At 60.5% G+C, this 17,186-nt stretch carries 17 protein-coding genes; 9 read left to right on the forward strand and 8 right to left on the reverse strand.

The window, feature by feature from the left end; all coding sequences use genetic code 11:
• Window positions 1-73: 73 nt before the first annotated feature.
• Together ACP15V_RS12455 and ACP15V_RS12460 are read left to right on the forward strand one after the other, a co-directional pair.
• Complete coding sequence (locus ACP15V_RS12455; protein WP_424944024.1) at window positions 74-1,573, forward strand: CoA-acylating methylmalonate-semialdehyde dehydrogenase; 1,500 nt, start codon at window positions 74-76, stop codon at window positions 1,571-1,573.
• A 438-nt stretch (window positions 1,574-2,011) separates the two neighbouring features.
• Window positions 2,012-2,500 carry a hypothetical protein gene (locus tag ACP15V_RS12460; RefSeq protein ID WP_424944025.1) on the forward strand — a complete coding sequence of 163 codons (489 nt, stop codon included), beginning with the start codon at window positions 2,012-2,014 and terminating at the stop codon, window positions 2,498-2,500.
• Window positions 2,501-2,594: 94 nt separating this feature from the next.
• Here the strand turns inward: ACP15V_RS12460 and ACP15V_RS12465 are convergent, their stop codons facing one another.
• Window positions 2,595-3,032: a hypothetical protein gene (locus tag ACP15V_RS12465; protein WP_424944026.1), complete on the reverse strand. Its 438-nt coding sequence runs from the start codon at window positions 3,030-3,032 to the stop codon at window positions 2,595-2,597.
• A 72-nt stretch (window positions 3,033-3,104) separates the two neighbouring features.
• The gene (locus ACP15V_RS12470; RefSeq protein ID WP_424944027.1) at window positions 3,105-3,311 is read right to left on the reverse strand and encodes a hypothetical protein; all 207 of its coding nucleotides are present in this window, start codon (window positions 3,309-3,311) and stop codon (window positions 3,105-3,107) included.
• Here ACP15V_RS12470 and ACP15V_RS12475 point away from each other — a divergent pair, their 5' ends adjacent.
• From ACP15V_RS12475 to ACP15V_RS12500, 6 genes are all read left to right on the forward strand, one after another.
• Window positions 3,312-4,445, forward strand: a complete 1,134-nt coding sequence (locus tag ACP15V_RS12475) for a carboxylate-amine ligase (RefSeq protein ID WP_424944028.1) — start codon at window positions 3,312-3,314, stop codon at window positions 4,443-4,445.
• A 327-nt stretch (window positions 4,446-4,772) separates the two neighbouring features.
• Complete coding sequence (locus ACP15V_RS12480) at window positions 4,773-5,924, forward strand: acyl-CoA dehydrogenase family protein (RefSeq protein WP_424944029.1); 1,152 nt, start codon at window positions 4,773-4,775, stop codon at window positions 5,922-5,924.
• Entirely contained in the window at window positions 5,924-6,952 is a 1,029-nt protein-coding gene (locus tag ACP15V_RS12485) for a 3-hydroxyisobutyryl-CoA hydrolase (RefSeq protein WP_424944030.1), read from the forward strand. Before ACP15V_RS12480 ends, ACP15V_RS12485 begins: the two co-directional genes overlap by 1 nt.
• A gap of 11 nt (window positions 6,953-6,963) precedes the next feature.
• Window positions 6,964-7,836 (forward strand): 3-hydroxyisobutyrate dehydrogenase, encoded by an 873-nt coding sequence (gene mmsB / locus ACP15V_RS12490; protein ID WP_424944031.1) that lies wholly within the window; start codon window positions 6,964-6,966, stop codon window positions 7,834-7,836.
• A gap of 197 nt (window positions 7,837-8,033) precedes the next feature.
• Window positions 8,034-8,708 carry a Crp/Fnr family transcriptional regulator gene (locus ACP15V_RS12495; RefSeq protein ID WP_424944032.1) on the forward strand — a complete coding sequence of 225 codons (675 nt, stop codon included), beginning with the start codon at window positions 8,034-8,036 and terminating at the stop codon, window positions 8,706-8,708.
• A gap of 90 nt (window positions 8,709-8,798) precedes the next feature.
• The gene (locus ACP15V_RS12500) at window positions 8,799-8,987 is read left to right on the forward strand and encodes a YgaP family membrane protein (RefSeq protein ID WP_424944033.1); all 189 of its coding nucleotides are present in this window, start codon (window positions 8,799-8,801) and stop codon (window positions 8,985-8,987) included.
• A 281-nt stretch (window positions 8,988-9,268) separates the two neighbouring features.
• Here the strand turns inward: ACP15V_RS12500 and ACP15V_RS12505 are convergent, their stop codons facing one another.
• From ACP15V_RS12505 to ACP15V_RS12515, 3 genes are all read right to left on the reverse strand, one after another.
• Window positions 9,269-10,660: a TRAP transporter large permease gene (locus ACP15V_RS12505; RefSeq protein ID WP_424944034.1), complete on the reverse strand. Its 1,392-nt coding sequence runs from the start codon at window positions 10,658-10,660 to the stop codon at window positions 9,269-9,271.
• Window positions 10,661-10,663: 3 nt separating this feature from the next.
• On the reverse strand, window positions 10,664-11,347 hold the full coding sequence (locus ACP15V_RS12510; protein WP_424944035.1) for a TRAP transporter small permease: 684 nt from the start codon (window positions 11,345-11,347) through the stop codon (window positions 10,664-10,666).
• Between the two features lie 174 nt (window positions 11,348-11,521).
• Entirely contained in the window at window positions 11,522-12,523 is a 1,002-nt protein-coding gene (locus ACP15V_RS12515) for a DctP family TRAP transporter solute-binding subunit (RefSeq protein ID WP_424944036.1), read from the reverse strand.
• 322 nt (window positions 12,524-12,845) lie between these two features.
• Here ACP15V_RS12515 and ACP15V_RS12520 point away from each other — a divergent pair, with 322 nt between their 5' ends.
• Complete coding sequence (locus ACP15V_RS12520) at window positions 12,846-13,415, forward strand: hypothetical protein (protein WP_424944037.1); 570 nt, start codon at window positions 12,846-12,848, stop codon at window positions 13,413-13,415.
• 9 nt (window positions 13,416-13,424) lie between these two features.
• On the opposite strand, the gene ACP15V_RS12525 is transcribed toward ACP15V_RS12520, so the two are convergent.
• From ACP15V_RS12525 to ACP15V_RS12535, 3 genes are all read right to left on the reverse strand, one after another.
• Window positions 13,425-14,663, reverse strand: coding sequence for a sigma-54-dependent transcriptional regulator (locus tag ACP15V_RS12525; RefSeq protein ID WP_424944038.1), 1,239 nt, complete (start codon window positions 14,661-14,663; stop codon window positions 13,425-13,427).
• On the reverse strand, window positions 14,660-16,348 hold the full coding sequence (locus tag ACP15V_RS12530) for a sensor histidine kinase (RefSeq protein ID WP_424944039.1): 1,689 nt from the start codon (window positions 16,346-16,348) through the stop codon (window positions 14,660-14,662). The genes ACP15V_RS12525 and ACP15V_RS12530 overlap by 4 nt, the downstream gene beginning before the upstream one ends.
• A 358-nt stretch (window positions 16,349-16,706) precedes the next feature.
• Window positions 16,707-17,168 carry an Lrp/AsnC family transcriptional regulator gene (locus ACP15V_RS12535; protein WP_424944040.1) on the reverse strand — a complete coding sequence of 154 codons (462 nt, stop codon included), beginning with the start codon at window positions 17,166-17,168 and terminating at the stop codon, window positions 16,707-16,709.
• Window positions 17,169-17,186: the final 18 nt, after the last annotated feature.

Consider the following 17,186-nt stretch of genomic DNA (forward strand, 5'->3'; position numbering starts at 1 on the left):
CTTTTGAGAAATCCCCTCTTTTCTCGGCAGAAATGCAAGCCTACTCTGCCCCCAAACTTTTGGGAGACCCATCATGAAAAAACTTGGTCACTGGATCAATGGTCAACTGGTCGACGGCACCTCGGGCCGTGCGGCTGACGTCTATAACCCCGCCACCGGCGAAGTGCAGGCGCAGGTGGCCCTGGCCACCAAGGCGGAACTGGACGACGCTGTCGCCAAGGCCGCCGAGGCGCAAAAAGCCTGGGGCGCCACCAACCCGCAGAAACGCGCCCGCGTGATGATGGCGCTGGTGGGCCTGATCAACCGCGATATGGACAAGCTGGCCGAAGCCCTGTCGGCGGAACACGGCAAGACCATCCCGGACGCCAAAGGCGACGTGCAGCGTGGCCTGGAAGTGATCGAGTATTGCATTGGTGCGCCGCAGATGCTGAAGGGCGAGTTCACCGACAGCGCCGGTCCCGGCATCGACATGTATTCGATGCGTCAGCCGCTGGGTGTTGTGGCCTCGATCACCCCCTTCAACTTCCCCGCCATGATCCCGCTGTGGGGCATGGGTCCGGCGCTGGCTGCGGGCAACGCGATGATCCTGAAGCCGTCGGAACGTGACCCTTCGGTGCCGCTGATGCTGGCCGCGCTTTGCAAAGAGGCCGGTCTGCCCGATGGTGTGCTGCAGGTGGTGAACGGCGACAAGGAAAGCGTCGACGCGATCCTCGACAATGAAACCGTTCAGGCCGTGGCCTTTGTCGGCTCGACCCCGATTGCCCATTACATCTACTCGCGCGCCACCGCCAACGGAAAACGTGCGCAGTGTTTCGGGGGCGCCAAGAACCACATGATCGTGATGCCGGACGCCGATATGGAACAGGCCGCCGACGCGTTGGTCGGTGCCGGTTTTGGCGCGGCGGGCGAACGCTGCATGGCGATCTCGGTTGCCGTTCCCGTGGGCGAGGAAACCGCCGACAAGCTGCGCGACGCGCTGGTGCCGCGCATTGAGAAACTGAAAGTGGCCCCTTACACGGCTGGCGACGACGTGGACTACGGCCCGGTTGTGACCGGGGCGGCCAAGGAAAACATCCTGCGCCTGATCCAGACCGGGGTCGATCAGGGTGCCGATCTGGTGGTCGACAACCGCGACTTCAGCCTGCAGGGCTATGAGGACGGGTTCTTTGTTGGCCCGCACCTCTTTGACCGGGTGACCAAGGACATGGACATCTACAAGACCGAGATCTTCGGCCCGGTTCTGTCGATGGTGCGCGCCGAGAATTATGAAGAAGCGATCGGCTATGCCATGGACCACGAATACGGCAACGGCACCGCGATCTTCACCCGCGACGGCGACACCGCCCGTGACTTTGCCAACCGGATCAACATCGGCATGGTCGGCATCAACGTTCCGATCCCGGTGCCGCTGGCCTATCACACCTTTGGCGGCTGGAAAAAATCGGGCTTTGGCGATCTGAACCAGCACGGTCCGGATGCGTTCAAGTTCTACACCCGCACCAAAACCGTGACCTCGCGCTGGCCCTCGGGCATCAAGGAAGGCGGCGAGTTCAACTTCAAGGCCATGGACTAAGGCATGTCGCGCAGAAGTGGGGCACGGTTTTGCCCTGCTCGGACATGCGACATCAAGACGTGAGAGTGGGTCGCGTGACAGCGCATGAACGCGACTTGCGCTAAGTTCTCGCGCTAAGTTCAGGGACACCCCGACACGAAGCGTCGCCGGATCCACATCATTGCGATGCGTGGATCCGGAGAAGACACCACAAACGCCCCGCGGCCTGGCTGCGGGGCGTTTTCATTTGTGGGAAAGTCCCTTGCCCCCACACGCCACCGCATGTCCCCGCAGAACTCAACCTTTGGATGTATGCAAATGAAATACGAATTTCAGACCAATATATAACCAACACGGGCTTTCATTTTTTTCATTTATTTCAAGTTTATAGTCGACAATGGCGTCACCTGACCTTTAGGCTACACACCACCATGAGTAGTGATTGCGCAGGACGCCACAATGACCCAAAGCGAGTTCTTTCCCGCCAGTTCCGTCATTTTATTAACGCTGAAAGGTGATCTGGACGTTTCAAAACTGCATCCCCCTCTTCCCGACCTTCGCCTTGCCCCGCAAGAGGTTCTCGCCCAGCTACAGGCGCGGGACTATGACGCGCTGGTTGATCTGTCCGAAACGGGCAATATCGACGGCAGCTATGCCCGCATTTCCGCCCTGATCAGCGCCAAGGAATCCCTGTTTCGCACCCGACGCGCACCGCGGCGACTTGCGTTCTGGGCACCGGGGGATCTGGCCTTTGGCACCTGCCGCATGTTCGAACAGATGGCACAAGATCGCCTGTCCCCCGACATCCTGGTCACCCGGGACCAAAGCGAAGCCATCGCCCATATCGGCCGACGCGAACACAGTCTGGAGAGGTTGAAACGCGCCCTGACGGACGACCATCCCCCAAGGGGTGCGGGGGGTCCGAAACAAGAGGCCCTGGCGAGTTGAACCGGCCCCCCCGCCTTTGCGCAACAGGCGCGCGTTCTGCGCACCTATTTCGCGTCAAACGCCTTGGCAGGCCGTTTTGCCTTCTGCCCCCGCATCATTCCAAATGACGGGCATTTGGGTGCCCCTGCAACAGCACATCAAGGCCACCAGCGGCAAACCCTAGAAACCTGAGCGCGGCTTTCTCGTCGCGAACAACGCGCAGTTTTTCCTGCAAAACCCCTTCTGCATGCTGCTCGAACAGGCGCGCGGCCAGGATGCCCATGGGGGTGTTTGCCAGAATTGCGGAGCGGTCCGGCGCGGCAACATCCTGATACACGCGTGCCTGCATCGTCACCAGTTCCTGCATCCCGGACCTGGCCTGATCCAGCGCCGACAACTGGCGCAGATCGGTCAGGCAATGATACCCCTCTGGCACGTTGAACTCATACATCCATTCCGCCATGCGCGCCGCCAAGAACGCGAGCCGCACAGGCCCCCAGACACGAAGGTGGACAAGGCACAAATCCGGATAATAGCTGGCGGATTGAGGCATACTTCCCCCGGAAGATGATGAAACTGTCAAAGATCGGTCAAGGCCCCGGAAACAACGAAAGAGACCTAAACATTAGTATAGTTCTTTTTTTAAACCAAAACACAGCACCTTGCCCCGCCCCGGCGCATTTTCGCTGATCAGCCCGTGGGCGGCACCGGTTTTGCCCCGCATTCCCCCAGAAATCGGGTTCTGGGCTGGCGTCTGGACGGGGCGCGGAATTCCTGCAAAGCTGTGAAAAGCCGCGACAATAATCTGGAAACCGGCAAGGGAGAGGGGCATATGGCACGCAAAGCACCCGCATTTACCATTGGCGTGGAAGAAGAATACCTTCTGGTGGATCGCGACAGTTTCGAGCTGGCCCGCGCCCCGGACGAGATGATGCAGGCCTGCCTGTCAGAGTTGGAAGGTCAGGTCAGCCCCGAATATCTGCAATGCCAGATCGAGATTGGCACCAAAGTTTGTGCCGATGTGGGCGCCGCGCGGGAGGATTTGAAACGATTGCGCAGTGTGGTGGCCAAACAGGCCGCCGCCCATAACCTTGCGCCGATTGCTGCCTCCTGCCACCCCTTTGCCAGCTGGAAAGACCAGCACCATGTGGACAAGGACCGCTATAACGAGCTTCGGCGCGATCTGGCGGGCGTGGTGCGGCGGATGCTGATCTGCGGGATGCATGTGCATGTGGGGATCGAGGACGGCGACACGCGCATCGACCTGATGAACCAACTGACCTATTTCCTGCCGCATCTTCTGGCGCTCTCGGCCTCGTCTCCGTTTTGGCAGGGCGAGGATACCGGGCTGGCCAGTTACCGGCTAACCGTCTTTGACAACCTGCCCCGCACCGGGCTTCCGCCGCGCCTGTCCGGGTGGTCGGAATATGAACGCTCGGTCGACGCGCTGGTCGAGATCGGGGTGATTGAGGACAGTTCGAAAATCTGGTGGGATCTGCGCCCCTCGTCACGGTTTCCAACCATCGAGTCGCGGATCTGTGACGTGCAGCCCAGGTTGGAAAACACGCTGGCGCTGGCGGCTCTGACACAGGCCTTGGTGCGGATGTTGTGGCGGCTGAAGCAGAAAAATCAGCGCTGGCGCATCTATGACAATTTCCTTCTGTCGGAAAACCGCTGGCGGGCGCAGCGCTATGGCGTGTCCGGCGGGTTGATTGATTTCGGATCTGGCGAGATTTTGCCCCTTGCGCAGCTGGTCGAGGAGATGCTGGCACTGATCGAAGAGGATGCCGAGGCGCTGGGATCCTCGGACGAGGTCGAGCGGGCGCGCACGATCTTGCAAGAGGGCATCGCCGCCGACCGCCAGCGCGCGGTGTATCTGGATGCGATCGAGGCCGAGAAACCGGTGGATGAAGCGTTGAAGGATGTGGTGCGCCATTTGATTGCCGAATATCACGCAGACCTTTGACCCGCGCCGGGGCGGGGCTGAGCGACGGGATATGCTCCCGCGCCTTTTGGACCTGTTGGCCCTCAGGCTTGGGGGTGGCCTCGCTTCGCTCGGCAACATCTTCCAATGCGCGTGGCACCACGCGGGGGGCTTCGCTCGGCGATTTTCTTGCCTTCGGCGAGGATATTTGTGACCAGAAAATAAGACCTGCCACGGCCCGCCGGCCTTGGTCAGCCCCCTGACAGGGCATGATTTTTCCATGGTCTTGGCGGGGGCTGAAAAACTCCTGTAAGGATTGCGCGGTAGCAATTGTGACAACAGGCGTTTTGCGAACGGGAGGAGACCGCCATGGATTTTGCGTTGAGCGAGGAACAGACCCTTATTTTCGATATGGCAAAGGGGTTTGGCGAAGAAAACATCGCGCCCCATGCCGAGGAATGGGAGGCCAATGGCACGATCCCACGCGAGATCTGGAAAGGCCTGGCAGAGCTGGGTCTGGGCGGGGTTTACGTGTCGGAAGAATACGGCGGGTCGGGCCTGTCGCGTCTGGATGCCACCCTGGTCTTTGAAGCGCTGGCCATGTCCTGCCCGTCGGTGGGGTCGTTTCTGTCGATCCACAATATGTGCGGCGGCATGATCGACAAGTTTGGCAAAGAGGAAGACAAGCAGAAATGGCTGCCGGATCTCTGTTCGATGGAGAAAGTGTTTTCCTACTGCCTGACCGAACCCGGGTCGGGATCGGACGCCGCCGCCCTGAAGACGCGCGCGGAAAAGACCGCTGATGGCTATGTTCTGAACGGCAACAAGGCGTTCATTTCGGGCGGCAATTATTCCGATGTCTACGTGACCATGTGCCGGACCGGCGAAGATGGGCCGAAGGGCATCTCCACCGTGGTGGTGGAAAACGGCACGCCGGGTCTGAGCTTTGGCGCGAATGAGCGCAAGATGGGGTGGAAGGCGCAACCGACCAGCCAGGTGCAGTTTGACGATTGCGCCGTGCCGCATGACAACCTGTTGGGCGAAGAGGGCAAAGGGTTTACCTATGCGATGGCCGGTCTGGATGGCGGGCGTTTGAACATCTCGGCCGGTGCCCTGGGCGGGGCGCAGAAGGCGCTGGATCTGACCTTGCAATATATGGGCGAGCGCAAGGCGTTTGGCCGCACGATCGACCAGTTTCAGGCCCTGCAATTCCGGCTGGCCGAATATGAAACCCGCCTGCAGGCGGCGCGCACCTTCCTGCGACAGGCAGCGTGGAAGCTCGATAATGGCGCGCATGACGCGTCGAAGTTTTGCGCCATGGCCAAGCTGATGGTCACGGATGCGGCCTTTGACGTGGCCAATGGGTGTCTGCAGCTGCATGGTGGCTATGGCTATCTGGCGGATTACGGGATTGAAAAGATCGTGCGCGATCTGCGGGTGCACCAGATTTTGGAAGGCACCAATGAAATCATGCGCCTGATCGTATCGCGCCAGTTGCTGGCGGAACGGGATCGCGGTTGATGGCGGATATTTCCATTCGGACAGAAGGCCAGGCCGGGCGGATCACGCTGACCCGGCCCGATGCCCTGAACGCGCTGTCTTACGACATGTGCCTGGCGATTGACGCCGCCCTGATCGACTGGGTGGATGATGACGCGGTCAAGCTGATCATCATCGACGCGGAAGGCGACCGGGCGTTTTGCGCGGGCGGCGACATTCGCGAGATTTACGAGATCGGCAAATCGGGGGACCCGACCCGCGCGCAGACCTTCTGGCGTGACGAATACCGGATGAATGCGCGGCTGTTTGAATACCCCAAGCCGATTGTCAGCTTCATGCAGGGCTTTACCATGGGCGGCGGCGTGGGGGTTGGCTGTCACGGGTCGCACCGGATCATGGCGCGGTCCTCGCGCATGGCGATGCCGGAATGTGGCATTGGCCTGGTGCCCGATGTGGGCGGGTCGCTGATCCTGGCCAAGGCGCCCGGCCATCTGGGCGAATATATCGGCATGACCGGCGCGCGGATGGCCCCGGGCGATGCCATTCACGCGGGCTTTGCCGATTACGTGATCCGCCAGGCGGATTGGCCCGCGCTGAAAGACGACCTGATGCGCACGGGCGACCCCAGCCATATCAATGATGCCGCGATCCCCGCGATCCCGGGCAACCTGTCGGCGATGCAACCGATGATCGACGCGCATTTCGGTGCGCAGGGCCTGACCGGCATCCTCGCCTCGCTTCGGGCCGAGGACAGCCAGTTTGCGCGCAACACGCTGGAGCTTCTGTCGCGCAACTCGCCCCTGTCGATGGCCTGCACGGTCGAGATGATCCACCGCCTGGCCGAGGCGGACACGCTGCGCGCGTCGCTTGCGCTGGAATACCGGTTTGTCTATCGCGCGTTGACACAATCGGACCTGATCGAGGGCATCCGCGCGGCGGTGATTGACAAGGATCGCAGCCCGAACTGGAAACACGGGCTGGATGATATTCCGGCTGAGGCCTTAGACGACATGCTTGCCCCGTTGGGGGCCAACGAACTGACATTCTGAGGGAGAACACCATGAAAATCGGATTTATCGGACTGGGCAACATGGGCGGCCCGATGGCCGCAAACCTGGCCAAGGCGGGTCACGAGGTTGTGGGCTTTGACATGGCCCCGGTCGAGATCGAAGGCGTCAGCAAGGCGGCGTCGGGCGCAGAGGCGGCAAAAGACGCGGACGTGGTGGTGACCATGCTGCCCAACGGGGCGATCCTGCGCGCCGTGGCCAATGAAATCATCCCGGCGATGCGCGAAGGCGCGGGGTTTGTCGATTGTTCCACCGTCGATGTGGAAAGCGCCCGCGCGGTGGCCAAACAGGCCGTGGATGCGGGGCTTTTGGCGGTGGATGCGCCGGTCTCCGGCGGTGTTGGCGGGGCGTCTGGCGGCACACTCACCTTTATGGCGGGCGGGTCCGAGGCCGCCTTTGCCAAGGCAGAGCCGCTTTTTGACATCATGGGGCAAAAGGCCGTGCATTGCGGCGACAGCGGCGCGGGTCAGGCGGCCAAGATCTGCAACAACATGATCCTGGGTATCACCATGGTTGGCACCTGCGAAGCCTTTGCTTTGGCGGACAAATTGGGGCTGGACCGGCAAAAGATGTTCGACGTGGTCAGCACCTCTAGCGGCTATAGCTGGACCATGAATGCCTATTGCCCGGCCCCCGGTGTGGGCCCGCAATCGCCCGCAGACAATGATTACAAGCCGGGGTTCGCCGCCGAACTGATGTTGAAGGATCTGCGCCTCAGCCAGCAGGCGGCCGAGGCCGCAGATGCCGACACGCCGATGGGCCAGCGCGCAACCGAGCTTTATACCACCTTTGTCGAAGACGAAGACGGGCTGGGCATGGATTTTTCAGCCATGCTGCCGCGGTTTGAAAAGCGTGGGCGTGACTGAACCCGCGATTGAACCCCAGAACGAGGGGGCGCTGCCCCCTTCGAACCCCCGAGGTATTTCAAGCAAGAAAAAGGGGCGCGGCGGTTTGGTCGCGCCCTTTTTTGTTTGGCACAAGTATTTGCCAGGGTGTGACCATCTGCGCCATGTCGTTGCGGATGCAACGTGATAGAAGGCGGTACGAGCTGTGGGAGGTTCGCATGAGCTGGACGCAGGACAGCGCAGACATGGCCGGGTTGGACGCCCCGGCCCGCGCGCTTCTGGATACTTTGGCGCCTTTGGAGGTTCCCAAGGGCGCCACGCTCTTTCAGCCCGGCGAGGCGGTGAAGGGTTATGTTGTCATGCTGTCTGGTCAGGTGGATGTGAACCTGATTGGTCCCAATGGGCGGGATATTCTTCTCTATCGCGTGGCCCCGGGGGAAAGCTGTGTTCAATCCACCTTGGGGCTTTTGGGCGGCGACGCCTATACCGGCGAGGCGCTGGCGGAAACGCCCTGCCGTCTGGTGGTCATTCCGCGCGACGTGTTTTTTGCGCTTTTGGACAGTTCTTCGAAGTTTCGCCGCCTTGTGTTTGGCGCCTTTGCCGAGCGGATGCAGGCGATGATGCAACTGGTCGAGAACGTCAGTTTCATGTCGGTTGAGGCGCGGCTCGCCGCCCTGATCCTGGATCGCGCCACCCCTGATAAAACCGGGCCGGATCGTTGTCTGAAGATGACCCAGGCCGAGATTGCCACCGCCATCGGCACCGCCCGCGAGGTGGTGTCGCGCCGGCTCGACAAACTGGCGCAGGCAGGCGTGGTGGCGCAGGAACGCGGCGTGGTCACCATCCGCGATGCCGCCAAATTGGAAGAGATCCGCCGCGGCCCCGCACTTTGATCAGAAAATCTATCCCGAATGTGACAGGGTCACATGCCATAGCCCGCGCCCCGGCCTATCCTGTTGCCAGATAGAACAGGAGACACTCTCATGACCAAAAATATCGGTGGCATTGACCGCATCATCCGCATCGCAATCGGCGCAGCCCTGATCGTCTGGGCGCTGATGGGTGGCCCGATCTGGGCCTGGATTGGCATTGTGCCGCTGGCCACGGCCATCATCGGCTGGTGCCCGCCCTATGCGATCCTCGGCATCAAGACCTGCAAGATGAAGCAGTAAGCATAAAGGCTTTCGCAACCTTTACACTGTAACACTGCATTCAGGTGTTGAGTGTACCGTTTGCGCCGGGTGTGTTCGGCGCAGATAAATGTTCAGGTTGCGTAGCAAGTGCCAGGGGCCGTCGCATTTGCGCGGTCCCTTTTTTTGCGCCCCTTTTCATCGCGCCCCCTGCCCCCTTCTCCCAAGGCAGCAAAAAGGCGCAGGTCCGAAAACCCGCGCCCTCTTTTTCTTGTCATAAGTATCCCGGGGTTCGAGGGGCAGCGCCCCTCGCCCGTATTTTGCTACTTGGTGATGATCTCTGGTCCCATCAGCGTGGTCGGCAACCAGGTCGACAGGAACGGAACATACGTCACCAGGATCAGGAAGACGAAGAGCACGGCGAGGAACGGGGCCGCCGCTTTCACCACTTTCATCATCGGCATCCCGGCCACGCCTGAGGTCACAAAGAGGTTCAGACCCACCGGCGGGGTGATCATGCCGATTTCCATGTTCACCACCATGATGATGCCCAGATGGATCGGATCGACGCCCAGTTCGATGGCAATCGGGAAGACCAGCGGCGCCACAATCACGATCAGGCCCGAGGGTTCCATGAACTGCCCGCCAATGAGCAAGATCACATTCACGATGATCAGGAACATGATCTTGCCAAAGCCCGCCGACAGCATCGCACCGGCGATTTGCTGCGGGATCTGCTCGTCGGTCAGCACGTGTTTCAGGATCAGCGCGTTGGCGATGATGAACATCAAGGTGATGGTCAGCTTGCCCGCATCAAACAGCGTCTTGCGGGTGTCCTCGTGGAAAAACGCGGTGATCAGCGCCTGCGGGCGTTGAAAGACGGTTTTCTTGCCATTCCCCTTGTCCGCCAGCGGCCCCATGTCGCGATAGATGAAAGTGGCGACAATGAAGGCGTAGACGGAGGCCACGGCGGCGGCTTCTGTCGGGGTGAAAAGCGCGCCGGTGATGCCGGGAATGCCGTAGATGCCCACCATGATGATCACGATCAGCAAAAGACCCCAGACTGCATCGCCAAAGCTTTCGAGCACTTCCTTGATGCCCGCGAACTCGCCCTTCGGCATGTTCTTGATGGTGGCGATCACGTAGATGGCGATCATCAGCATGACACCGGCCATGATGCCGGGAATGACACCGGCCAGGAACATGCGGCCAACCGAGACTTCCACCGCCGAGGCGTAAACCACCATCACAATCGAGGGCGGAATGAGGATGCCCAGCGTGCCCGCGTTACAGATCACACCTGCGGCGAAATCCTTGGTGTAGCCCACCTGACGCATCGCGGCGATCACGATCGTCCCGATGGCGACAACGGTGGCGGGGGATGAGCCCGAGAGGGCGGCAAAAAGCATACAGGCAAAGACGCCCGCAATCGCCAGACCACCCCGCATATGCCCCACACAGGCGATGGAAAAGCGGATGATCCGTTGCGCCACACCGCCGGTCGACATGAAGCTTGAGGCGAGGATGAAGAAGGGGATCGCAAGCAGCGTATAATGCCCTGCTTCCGCCTGATAAAAGCTCTGCGCAACCGACGCGAGCGAGGTGTCGGAGAAGAGCAGAAGGAACAGGATCGAGCTCATGCCCAGCGCCACCGCAATCGGCACGCCGATCATCAAAAACCCGATGACCATCAGAAAAAGAAAGACGACGTCCATGGATCAGCTCTCCGGTTTTGCGGCGGTATCGTCGCCGTCATCATCATGTTGGATTTGGTCGATCTCATCCTCGACCTCGTGGCTGACAATCAGGCTGTCCTGACGGCCGGTCCAGATGCGGATGAACGCCTGGACAAAGCGAAACAGCAGCAGCGCCATGCCCACCGGCAGGATCGCATAGGGGATCACGCGGGGCAGTTTGTCATAGGTTTCGCCCTGGTTGATCATGCCCTCCAGAAAGCGCAGAAATTCCGGCATCGGCACCTGATCGGTGATGTACCAGGCCTGATCGCGGGTCTTCTCGAACCCCGTGGGGAACCAGCGACCCGAGGTGCGATCAAGGGCCGCGTAAGGCGCCCAGTAATCCCACGCGCCCTTGAGCAGCAGGAACGCATAGGCGATGCAGATCGCGCCCGCCACCAGCGCCACGGTCTTGCGCAACCCCGGTGTCATAATGTTGGTCAGCGCGTCCACGCCCAGATGCGCGGTGATCTTGACCCCGTAGCTCACGCCAAACAGCACCAGCCAGGCAAAGAGGATCAGTACGACCTCCAGCCCCCAGATGATGGTGCTGTTGAACACATAGCGCAGCACCACGTTGACGAACGTGATCATGGTCATCAGGCCCAGCAGCACGGCAATTGCCGTTTCCTCGAACCCGTGTTTTTGTGTGGATGAATGGCTCATATCGCCCCCTTCTCGTCCCCTCTCGCCGCCGGGCAGACCGGGGGCAAGATCGAAATACACGCACGCATTTCGCCCGAAGTTTTGTCAGGAAATTTGGGAAATTCCGGGGCCCACGGACCGGCAGGCCCCGGAGGAAATCAAGTGTACCCAAACACTCGTTACGCAGTTACGATCTTAGTGCATCTCGTTGATTTTTTGTGCTTCTGCGATGTTCTCGGCGCCCACGTCGCCTTCAAACTGGGCCCAGACCGGTTTCATGGCAGCAACCCAGGCTTCGCGCTGTTCGGCGGTCAGTTGGCGCACCACGCCACCGGCGTCGATGATCGACTGTTTTGCGGCTTCGTTCACGGCAAAGGCTTCGCCGTTGCGCTGCTCGGTCACTTCTTTCATGATCTGCGCCAGCTGGTCCCGCACGTCGCCCGGCAGGCCTTCCCACCAGTCCACATTGGTCACAACCAGATAGTCGATGATGCCGTGGTTGGTTTCGGTTACGCCGTCCTGAACCTCAAAGAACTTCTTGCCGTAGATGTTCGACCAGGTGTTTTCCTGACCGTCCACAACGCCGGTTTGCAGCGCGCCGTAGACCTCGGAAAACGCCATCGGCTGCGGGCTTGCGCCAATTGCTTCCATCTGCGCCACCAGCACGTCCGAGGTTTGCACGCGGAATTTCAGACCAGCCGCGTCAGAGGGCATTTCCAGCGGCTTGTTGGCCGAGAACTGTTTCAGGCCATTGTGCCAGAACGCCAGCCCCAGCAGACCACGACGGGTCATGGTTTCTTTCATCGCCTGACCGGTGTCCGACTGTTGGAACGCGTCCACCGCGTCCATGTTTTTGAACATGAAGGGCAGGTCAAAGATGCGGAATTTCTTGGTGAAGGCTTCGAACTTCGACAGGCTGGGCGCGGCCATCTGCACGTCACCCTGCAGCATCGCTTCCAGCACCTGGTTGTCGTTATAAAGCGTCGAGTTCGGGAACACCTCCATACAGGCTTTGCCGTTCATCTCGTCGTTCACGCGTTGCTCCAGCAGCGACGCGGCGATCCCCTTGGGGTGCTTGTCGGCATTGGTCACATGGCTGAACTTGATCACGATCTCACCGTCATCACAGGCCGCCTGCGCGGTGCCCATGGAAACGGTCAGAGCGATGGCCGATGCGGCCAGAGTAAGGAATTTCATAAGATGTCCTCCCAGACAGAATTGCTTCCTACATCCTTGAAACGGATGTTGACGCCATTGGGGCATGGGGCGGCGGGGCCTGCCAAGGGGAGAGATTGAGATTAAACCAAGAGAATTTTTTAATTTCTTTTTCAGATACTTACAGAGACAGCAGGAAACCCGGAAGTTATAATTGCAGGCCAAGTGAGCGAAATTTCACACAGGGCATTTCCACCATGTGCGATTTTCCGCACAATTTCGCGAGTCACCTCAATACCCTTCATATGTTGACTTTTGCCTGCACGGCATTTTGATTGGCCATATTATCAGTATGGATTTTCCAATGTCCCAATTCAGTCGCGGCCCAGCCCCTTTCTCATTGAAACCTTCGCAGATTACCATCCAGCTTGTCTGCTCTGGCAATTTGGCAGATCCGGATTTCCGGCTGGAAGCCATTCTTGAAAACACCACCGATGAAAAACTGGACTTCAGGGCTTCGTACATCCTGTCTTACTCCAACTATCTTGGGCACCCAGGCAAAGGGGGCAATAATGTTGACGGCGAAGCATTGATCCCCGCCACGCCGCTCCCGTCTCAATTGCAAGCGGGGGAAGTCTGCCAGTTGAACCTGCACAACGGCCCACAGTTGCCGCACTTCGAGCGTCAGCTGCACGAAATGCCAAACGGTCTGTCGAGTGATTTGGGTAAGTTTGGAAAACTGGCCGATCTCGGCCCTCCGGGTTGCTATTATCTGGAACTTTGCGTGAGATCAGCAGAGACAAAGGTCGATGTCGACAAGGCGAAAAGGCGCTTCTTTAGCCGCCCAAAACCGATCAAACCTCGCTTCAACTTCAACGAAGGGTTTCGAATAACCCAAACCATTGCTCTGGAGAAGCTGGTAACACCCAACTAGTCAAGGCACTCACCCCCGATAATCCTCCGCCCGGATCCCATGCCGTGTGAGCTTATCGTAAAACGTCTTACGCGGGAGTTTCAGGTCTTTGGCCGCCGCCGTGGCGCCGCCGCGGTGTCGCCGCAGCGCTTCGATCAGCAGGGTGCGTTCCACTTGGGCGAGCTGTTGCGCAAGGCCCGGGCGTTCGCCCTCGCCGTCCTCCACGTCGCCCAACCCCAGCCCCATGGCAAAACGCATCGCCGTGTTCATCAGCGCCCGCGCATTACCCGGCCAATCCTGCGCCATGAGTTGCGAGATCACCTCCTGGCTGATTTCCGGCGGGGTCAGCGCGGCCTGTTCGCTGGCGATCGACACATAATGACGAAACAGCACCGGGATATCGTCCTTGCGTTCGCGAATGGCCGGGATGCGCACGCGCAAGACGTCAAGCTTGTAGAACAGATCGGGATTAAAACGTCCCTCGGCCACCTCTGCGGCCAGATCGCGATAGGTGCCGACCACCACGCGGGTCTCGCCGTGTTTCTCCAACAAATCCAACAGCGCAAACTGTGTTGTGGGGTCGAGGGCTGCGATTTCATCCAGAAAGAGCGTGCCGCCCTCGGCCCGTTCATAGGCCTCGGCCAACCCCTCTGGCGTCAGCCCCGCCGCCGGGCGTTTCACCAGGGGGCGCATGGCCCCTGCCGACAAAAGATGCACCACCTCGCCCACCTTCGCAGTGCCCGATCCCGGTTCGCCGCAAATCAGCACCTCAGCCTGCATCCCCGCCACAGCCCGCACCCGCGACCGCAGCTCTTCGGCCTGCACGCTTTCCCCAAACAACAGCCGCGAGGCCGCGTCGCCCTGTTCCAGCGATTGTTTCAGCGCGCGGTTCTCCAGAACCAGCGCGCGGGTCGACAGAGCGCGCTCCACCACCGAGAGGAACACATTGGTATCACAGGGTTTTTCCAGAAAATCAAAGGCGCCCGCGGTCATGCCGCGCACCGCCATCGGGATGTCGCCTTCACCGGTGAGCAAGATCACCGGCAGGTCCGGATCCACTCCCTGCACCCAATCCAGAAGCTGAAACCCATCTTTGCCCGGCATCCGAATATCGCTGACCACCACGCCCGGGAAATCGCGCGCCACGTGGTCTTTTGCCTCAATATAGCTGCCCGCCAGCACTGCGTCATAGCCTGCCAGATCCAGCGTCTGGCCCAGCGCCTCGCGCACCATCGCATCATCATCCACCAATAACACCTGCGTGGTCATGCGCTCTCCTCCCACCGGTCGAGTTCCACGGTAAACACCGCGCCGTGCACACTGTTGCGGCCACGAATGTCGCCGCCGAAACTTTGCACCAGACCATAAGAGATCGACAGGCCGAGGCCCATCCCCTCTTCGCCCACCTGTTTGGTGGAATAGAAGGGTTCAAAGATCTTATCGGTGTCGGCGATGCCCGGCCCGGTGTCGGCAACGCTGACAGTGATGCGGTCGGATTGGGCAAGGCGTAGGGTGATCTGCTTGTGCGATTGCCCGGCCATGGCGTCAGCGGCGTTGTTGATCAGGTTCACGAAAACCTGCCCCATACGCACCTCTCCGCCGCGCACATAGATCGGGGTGTCGGGACGGGCCCAGTCAAGATCCACGCCATCCGCGCGCAGCCGGGCCCCGGTCAATTCCACAGCCGTGTCAATCACATGCGCGATATCGACCTTGCCCAGGGGTTCGCTTTCATTGCGGGCAAAGGCGCGCAGGTTTTTGATGATCCGGTCCATCCGGCCCGCAAGTTCCGAGATGCGGCCTAGGTTCGCCCCCGCCTGCGCCGGCGCGCCGCGGTTCAGAAATTCCGTGCCGTTGTCGGCAAAGCTGCGAATGGCCATGAGGGGCTGGTTCAGCTCGTGGCTGATGCCCGCTGACATCTGCCCCAAAGCGGAGAGTTTTCCCGCCTGCACCAGATCGGCCTGCGCCTGACGCAGCTCGTCATTGGCGTCCTTCAGAGCGCGGGTGCGTTCCGCCACCCGTGCTTCCAGCCGCGCGTTGGCCGCGGCCTCGACCGTCAGCCGGTCCGACAGTGCCCGGCGCCGTTCAGCCAGTACCAAAAGCACCGCCCCGAACACCAGACAGACCGCCGCAGCCGCAATCGCCTGCAAGGTGGCCGTGCGTGTGGCCGGGGCAGTGTCGAGCAGGATTTCGGCGGTCATATCGATCACCGGCAGTTTGGCTGACAGGTGCACCGCCTGGCGCGGTAGATACGGCCCGCCCTCAAGGGTCCAGACCTCATGGCCAAACCAGTTTTGCCGGGTGTGGATGGGAAAGCCCTCATCGCCAAAACGGTCGGTCAGCATCAGTTCGGACCGGTTGGTGACAAAGACCTGCCCGCGGGCGTTGACGAAATAGACGGCGGCGGCACTGGTGGGCCAGTTTTGTTCAAAGAGCCAGATGTCGACCTCGGTCACCACCGCGCCCTGCGCCGGGCCGGGGCCCGTGTGAACGGGGGCGGCAAAAGTGAACAGGCGGCGGGTCAGACCATTGTCGGCCACCTGTGTGGCGTTCGCCGTCCCAAGCGCGCCGTTCAAGGCCCGGCGCAGCGGGGGAACCAAAGGGTTGTGCGGCAGGGGCGACAGGTCGGTGGAGGCCAGAACCAGCCCGTTTCGGTCCACCAGGCTGACCGCCCGGGCTCCGGTCTTGTCCGCCATGGATTGCAGAAGCGCGGTGGCGTCGCGCGCACCGCCCTGCCCCTTCAATCGCGCCACCAGTTCCGGGTGGCCGGACAGGATCACTGCCAACTCGCGATAACGCAGCAGGTGGCGGGTCAGACGGTCAGAGGCAAGGGTCAGGTCGGTGCGCCCACGCTCTTCCAGCGCTTTCAACGCGGATTGCCAGGACAGGGTCCACACCCCGGCGCTAAACAGCGTGACGGCGATGAGGAACCCCAAAACCCATATGGAACGCAAGGACTTGACCATGGGCGGAGCATAAGAACGCGCGCGCGCCTTGACCACCGGTTATCTGCACATGGTGTTCCGCCTACCCGGTTCGTCGCTGGCGCGCCGGCCCGGCTGGGTGGCGTGGCCTCGCTGCGCTCGGTGGTATTCTTGCCTTCGGCGAAGGTATTTTTGGCAAAAAAAAGAGGGGCGCGCGGCTCCTCTTCTCAAAGCGATTTGCCTTGTCCCTGCGCGGTCATCGGCACCTCTGCCGGTCCCGTCCACTCTTCTTGTCAGATCATGGTTAACAAATCCTTGCGCCTTTTTCTTGCCAGAAATACCTCGGGGTGAGCGAGCTTGTCTCGCGAGGGGCAGCGCCCCTTCCCCCTCAGATCGGCAACTCGGTTGAGAACTTGATCTCTTCCATCGACAACAGCGCGGTCACGTTGAAGATCTTCACCTCGGAAATCAGCGCCTGATAAAACTCGTCATAAGCGCGGGCGTTTTCGACGCGGACCTTGAGGATGTAATCAATCTCGCCTGCCAGCCGGTGCGCCTCCATCACTTCGGGGCGTTCCTTCAAGGCTTTCAGGAACTTGCCCTGCCAATCGGCCTCATGCTCGGATGTGCGGATGAGCACAAAGAAGCAGGCTTCGAACCCCAGGCTGTCGGCATCCATCACCATGGTGTTCTGGCCGATCACGCCCGCTTCGCGCAGCTTGCGGATGCGATTCCAGACGGGGGTTTTGGACGAGCCCACTTTGCGGGCAATGACGTCAAGCGACTGGCCTGCATCGCGTTGCAGCTCGCGCAGGATTTTCTTGTCGATCTCATCGAGCCGAACGGACATTCCGGTTTTTCCTTCATT

The sequence above is a fragment of the Aliiroseovarius crassostreae genome (genome assembly GCF_049803815.1).
GTDB lineage: Bacteria > Pseudomonadota > Alphaproteobacteria > Rhodobacterales > Rhodobacteraceae > Aliiroseovarius > Aliiroseovarius crassostreae_A.